Origin of the sequence: Luteitalea sp. (assembly GCF_022842525.1) — a bacterium.
Classification (GTDB): Bacteria; Acidobacteriota; Vicinamibacteria; order Vicinamibacterales; family Vicinamibacteraceae; genus Luteitalea.
The window spans coordinates 1-4,722 of the sequence record NZ_JALHPM010000306.1 but is presented as its reverse complement, the minus strand read 5'-3'; the positions used below and the strand labels follow the sequence as shown (position 1 = coordinate 4,722).

Annotated in this window: 5 protein-coding genes; all 5 read left to right on the top strand. The window is 64.8% G+C overall.

Annotated features, from left to right (window positions below; genetic code table 11):
* Positions 1–7 precede the first annotated feature (7 nt).
* Positions 8–2,335 (top strand): type IV secretion system protein TraC, encoded by a 2,328-nt coding sequence (gene traC, locus Q0C41_RS29860; RefSeq protein WP_291990404.1) that lies wholly within the window; start codon positions 8–10, stop codon positions 2,333–2,335.
* On the top strand, positions 2,332–2,697 hold the full coding sequence (locus tag Q0C41_RS29855; protein ID WP_291990402.1) for a hypothetical protein: 366 nt from the start codon (positions 2,332–2,334) through the stop codon (positions 2,695–2,697). Before traC ends, Q0C41_RS29855 begins: the two co-directional genes overlap by 4 nt.
* Positions 2,698–2,700: 3 nt before the next feature.
* Entirely contained in the window at positions 2,701–3,240 is a 540-nt protein-coding gene (locus Q0C41_RS29850) for a S26 family signal peptidase (RefSeq protein ID WP_291990400.1), read from the top strand.
* The gene (traW, locus tag Q0C41_RS29845; protein WP_291990398.1) at positions 3,203–3,865 is read left to right on the top strand and encodes a type-F conjugative transfer system protein TraW; all 663 of its coding nucleotides are present in this window, start codon (positions 3,203–3,205) and stop codon (positions 3,863–3,865) included. The genes Q0C41_RS29850 and traW overlap by 38 nt, the downstream gene beginning before the upstream one ends.
* Positions 3,852–4,722, top strand: an 871-nt coding sequence (gene traU / locus Q0C41_RS29840) for a conjugal transfer pilus assembly protein TraU (RefSeq protein WP_291990396.1), incomplete at its 3' end; no start/stop codon positions are given. The genes traW and traU, both read left to right, overlap by 14 nt.

Sequence of the window (4,722 nt, the reverse complement as noted above, 5' to 3'; positions counted from 1 at the left end):
CGAGGAGATGGCACGGGTGCTCACCGCGCTCTACGCCGCCGCACCCGCGGGCGCCGGCATCCAGTTCCACCTCCTGGCAAGTCCCGCGATTCGCGACCCGCTTGGCGACTACGCGGCGCTGCGTCTGCCGGACGACGAGGTCCCTGAATTCGACACCCGCGGTCGCGCGGGGCGACACACGAACATTCACCGCGCAATGGCCCGTCGCCGCGTCGGGCACACCCTGGCGGGGAGCCGCCACTCGCTCATCCCGAGCCAGAGTTACCTCTTCCGGGACTTTCGGCTCGTCATGAGCGTGTCGATTCCCGGCAATGCCGAGGACCTCGCCCGGCTGGAAGATCTGCTGCTCTTGCGCGAGGGCTTCCGGGCCACACTGCATGCGGCGTCCTTCCCGTCCCGCCCCTGGAGCGCAGACGATCTCATCAACTGGGTGTCCCAACTCCTCGACCCGCACCGCTTGACCGGCGATGGGCTGCGACTCGCCTATGACGATGGCCGAGAACTGCGAGACCAGGTCATCGACCCGGCCACGCGCCTCACCATCGGCGAACACGACATCCGCACCGCCAACGTGGCGAGCCCGAGCGACGTGGCGCTTCGAGTCCTGTCCGTGCGCGCCCTGCCGCCCAGATTCGCCCTCTGGAACATGGGCAACCTGATCGGAGATCTGTATCAGGGCACGCTCCAGTACCCCTGCCCCTTCCTGCTCACCCTCGGCGTGCACGTCATCGATGCGGAAGCGACCCGCAATTGGGCCTTCCTCAAGGCAGCGCGCGCCACGACCAACGCCACGAGCTACATGGCCCGCTTCCTCCCGGATCTGCAGGAGCGCAAGGCGGACTGGGACATCGTGCTGAAGTCCCTGGACGCGGGTCAGCAGCTGGTCGACCTCTACCACCAGGTGATGCTCTTCGCCCCACCCGAGGATATGACCCGCGCCGAGCAGGCCGCCCGCGCAATCTTCCGCGCGCGTGGATTCGAACTCACCGCCGACACGCTGATGATGACCCAGGCGTTGATCGGGAGCCTGCCGATGACGCTCTCCGCCCCCTTCCACGCCGATTTGAAGCGCATGAAGCGACTGACGACCAAGACCTCAGCCAATGCCGTTCACCTGGCCCCGTTGGTGGCCGAGTGGCAGGGCACCGGCACCCCGGTCCTGCTGCTTGGTGGCCGCCGTGGTCAGTTGATGCAGCTCGACGTCTATGACAACCCAGCGGGCAACTACAACGTCGCGATTGCCGGGACCTCGGGCTCCGGCAAGTCGCTGCTGTTGAACGAGATCGCCGCCGCCTATCTCGGCACCGGTGCGAAGGTCTGGATCATCGACGTGGGCCGCTCCTACGAGAAAGCCTGCCGCAACTTCGGGGGGGCCTTCATCGAGTTCACGGAACACGCGCCGCTGTCTCTGAACCCCTTTACGGTGGTCGAGGACATCGACGAGGACATGGAACTGCTCCAGCCCCTCCTCGCGCAGATGGTCTCGCCGCGCGAACCCCTGAACGGCTTCCAGTACGCGACGCTCGCGGCGGCCATCAAGAAGGTGTGGACGATCCACGGACCTGCCATGACGGTCACCCAAGTCCATGACTTGCTCGCCACCGGTCGACTTGACGAGGCAAACCCGGACGAAGACCGGCGCCTGAAAGACCTCGCCGCCATGCTTCACCCCTATACACGCGACGGCGCCTACGGGAAATACTTCGAGGGCGAAGCCACCGCCGATTTCAGTGCCGACTTCATCGTGCTGGAACTCGAGGAACTGAAGGCCAAGAAAGACCTGCAGACCGTGGTGCTGCTCATCGTCATGTATCGCATCACCCGCGAGATGTACTTCTCGCGCGAGTGCAAGAAGATCGTGATCATCGACGAAGCTTGGGATCTGCTCTCGGGTGGGGCCACCGCCGAATTCATCGAAGCCGGCTACCGCCGCGCACGAAAGTACAAGGGCGCCTTCATGTCCGCCACGCAAGGCGTGGACGACTACTACCGCAACCCCGCCGCCAAGGCGGCGCTGGACAACTCCGACTGGATGTTTCTGCTCCGGCAGAAACCCGAGTCCATCGAGATGCTGGACAAGCTCGGTCAGCTCACCATGGACGACAGCATGAAGCGTCTGCTGCAGTCGCTGCGTACCGAGCACGGCGCGTACTCGGAGGTCTTCATCCACGGGCCGGCGGGCAACGGCATCGGGCGTCTCATCGTCGACCCCTACAGTCTGCTGCTCTTCAGCAGCAAGGCCGAGGACTTCAACGCCATCAACGCGAAGCGTGAGCGAGGCATGTCGGTGTCGGAGGCGATCGATGCCGTGCTGCAGGATCGGAGCCGCACATGACCGCACGGGCGGCGCTGGTGGTGGTGATCGTCAATGCGCTCATAAGTGCAGCGCTCCTTGCCGCCTACGCGACGTGGATTGCACCCTCGCGCTCGCCGCGTCTTGCCGTGCTCGATGTCGCGGAGCTCTATCGCCTGAAGGAACGCGAGATCGCCGCCGTGCTCGTCAAGACGGACGCGAGCGAAACGGACCGATTGAACGCGCTCAAGCGGGCGAGCGAGTTCGGCACCCAGATCACGACCTTGATCGAGCAGCTTCCGGCCGAGTGCGGCTGCCTGATCCTCGCCCGCGGCGCCATCGCCGGTTCCAGCACCACCCTTCCCGACCTGACGCCGACCGTTCGGCAACGTCTCGGACTGTAGCCAATGATGCGAGCCTACGACCTCACTCAGCGACTACGACACCGCTTCGATCCTCAGGCTTTCCAAACGCGCGTGTCAGCGCACGTCCGACGCTGGGGGCTTGCCTACCTTCTCGCCGCAGTCGCAGCCCTGGCCTTCCAATCGCACTTCACGCTCGGGATCAATGCCTCCCCGAGCCTGCCGCACCGACTCTACCTGATCCACAAGGGCACGATGCCGATGCGCGGCGATCTGGTCGCGTTTCGCTGGTCCGGTGGCGGCCCGTATCCCGCAGGCGTGACGTTCGTGAAGATCCTTGAAGGCGGGCCTGGCGACACGGTCACCCGCGTCGATCGCGATTTCTTCGTCAACGGCCATACCGTCGGGACCGCAAAGCCGTCCAGCCGAGCCGGCATCGCCCTCGAGCCAGGCGCCACCGGGATCCTTTCCGCGGGCCGCTACTACGTCCGCGCACCGCATCCCGACAGCCTGGACTCCCGCTATGCACTGACGGGCTGGATCACGCATGAACAGATCATCGGTCGAGCCTATGCGCTCTTCTAGCCGACGCCACGGCAGGCCGATCCTTCTGGCCGCAGCCCTATTGGCTGCGTCTCCCATCGCTACCGCTGAGCACCTCGGCGTCATCGGCCCTGTATACGAGATCGCGGAACCGAACCTGCTGAACGTCATCCTCGCCAAGCTTCGCGACGCCCAATCCTCCGGCGTGCTGGCCCGACTGCAGCAGGATGCTCAACGCAACGCCAAGCGTGCGATCGAGGAACCGGCACCCGTGGCCTCAGTCACCCGAACCACCCAGGCCCGGACCATCTTCCATGATCCCAGCATCGTCGTCCCGTATGCCATCACCGATGCGCAGGGCCAGGTCATCGTCGCCCCGGGAACGCGGGTGAATCCGCTCGATACGGTGTCGCTCTCCAAGACGCTACTCTTCTTCGACGCCCGCGATGCGAGCCAGGTGACGCGCGCACGGAGTGTCCTCGACCAGCAACAAGGCAAGGTGAAGCTCATCCTCACCGGCGGCTCGTACCTCGAACTCATGCGTCGCTGGCAGGTACAAGTGTTCTACGACCAGAACGGCGCGCTGGTTGCGAAGCTGCGTATCCAGCACGTACCCGCCATGGTGTCTCAGGACGGCAGGAGGCTACGCATCGATGAACTCCTGTAACCGCCTCGCCACGGCGATCGCCGCCGTCCTCCTGACTTGCGTCAGCCTTGCGCACGCGCAGTCGACCTGTCACGGCCGCTTCATGAATCCGATCACCGACATCTGCTGGAGCTGTGTGTTTCCGCTCACGATCGGCTCCGCCGCGATCGTTTCCGACGGCCAGGACGACATCGGCAATCCATCGACGCCGGTGTGCTTCTGCAACAACCCACCGCGAATCGGCGTGACCGTCGGCTTCTGGGAACCCGTGCGTCTGGTCGACGTGACCCGTACGCCGTTCTGCATGGTGGGTCTGGGCGGCATCGCCCTGGACCCCGGGGTGCACGTGCCACGCGGTGCCCAGGTCGGGCACGACAGTCAGACGCGCAACAGCTTCTATCACGTGCACTGGTACGCCAATCCCATTCTCTATTGGCTAGAAGTGCTGCTCGACTTCCCGTGTCTTGAGAAGGGCGCGCTCGATCTGGTCTATCTCACCGAGGTCGATCCGCTGTGGGCGGACGACGAGCTGACCGCGATCCTCAATCCGGAAGCCGTGCTCTTCGCCAACGCACCTGCGAAGGCCGCGTGTGCTGCCGACTGCGTCGCCTCCACCGCCGGTATGGGCATCGCCAGCCTTTTCTGGTGCGCCGGCTGCCAGGGGTCGATCTATCCGATGACGGGCCACGTCGCCACGCATATCGGCGGCGTGCAGGCCTCGGCACTGCTCACCCAGCGCATGACCGCCAAGATGCACCGCCAACTCACCACCTTCACCGGCGCAGGCCAAGCAGGGCTCTGCGGTCACTACATGCAGCCCATCATGGACAAGACCCACTACAAGCTACAGATGGTCTACCCAATCCCGAACACACAGA